Genomic DNA, 847 nt, shown 5'->3' with positions numbered 1-847 from the left:
CCCTTGGTCCCAAACCAAGTGCTCTACCAAGCTGAGCTACTTCCCGTTAAAGTGCGCCCTGAGAGATTCGAACTCCCGACCTTTTGATTCGTAGTCAAACACTCTATCCAGCTGAGCTAAGGGCGCAAATAAATTTAATTAACTAAAATGGTGCCGAGGACCGGAATCGAACCGGTACGGTAGTCACCTACCGCAGGATTTTAAGTCCTGTGCGTCTGCCAGTTCCGCCACCCCGGCATTGTTGGAGCGGAAGACGGGATTCGAACCCGCGACCCCCACCTTGGCAAGGTGGTGTTCTACCACTGAACTACTTCCGCATTAGGGTGATTTTTCTCTTTGGCAAAAAAATTTGTTTTTTTCTTCATAAAAAACTTGGTGCGGGTGAAGGGAGTCGAACCCCCACGCCTTGCGGCGCCAGATCCTAAGTCTGGTGCGTCTGCCAATTCCGCCACACCCGCATATATGGTAGGTAATTTCAGTATTGTAAAAACCTACTTGTTTTGTTTTTGCAAAAAACTTTGGTGAGCCATGAAGGACTCGAACCTTCGACCCTCTGATTAAAAGTCAGATGCTCTACCAACTGAGCTAATGGCTCGTACAAAGAAAAGGTGCCGGCGAGAGGACTTGAACCCCCAACCTACTGATTACAAGTCAGTTGCTCTACCAATTGAGCTACCCCGGCATTTATTGATAATTATTTTTCACTTTCGTAAAAAAATCATGGTGGAGGATGACGGGATCGAACCGCCGACCCTCTGCTTGTAAGGCAGATGCTCTCCCAGCTGAGCTAATCCTCCATATAAAGCCTGGCAACGTCCTACTCTCACAGGGACTCGCGTCCCAACTA

Annotated in this window: 7 tRNA genes; all 7 read right to left on the bottom strand. The window is 48.5% G+C overall.

Features of this window, described 5'->3' with window-relative positions:
- Nucleotides 1-52 precede the first annotated feature (52 nt).
- Nucleotides 53-126 (bottom strand) — tRNA-Arg (locus M3226_RS31535).
- 22 nt (nt 127-148) lie between these two features.
- A tRNA-Leu gene (locus tag M3226_RS31530) sits at nt 149-237 on the bottom strand.
- 5 nt (nt 238-242) lie between these two features.
- A tRNA-Gly gene (locus tag M3226_RS31525) sits at nt 243-317 on the bottom strand.
- Nucleotides 318-373: 56 nt separating this feature from the next.
- Nucleotides 374-458: transfer RNA gene (locus tag M3226_RS31520), tRNA-Leu, on the bottom strand.
- Between the two features lie 61 nt (nt 459-519).
- Nucleotides 520-595, bottom strand: a tRNA-Lys gene (locus M3226_RS31515).
- Nucleotides 596-609: 14 nt separating this feature from the next.
- Nucleotides 610-682 (bottom strand) — tRNA-Thr (locus M3226_RS31510).
- Nucleotides 683-721: 39 nt separating this feature from the next.
- Nucleotides 722-797: transfer RNA gene (locus M3226_RS31505), tRNA-Val, on the bottom strand.
- Nucleotides 798-847: the final 50 nt, after the last annotated feature.

This window comes from Neobacillus cucumis (genome assembly GCF_023715505.1).
This window is presented reverse-complemented; position numbering and strand designations above follow the sequence as displayed.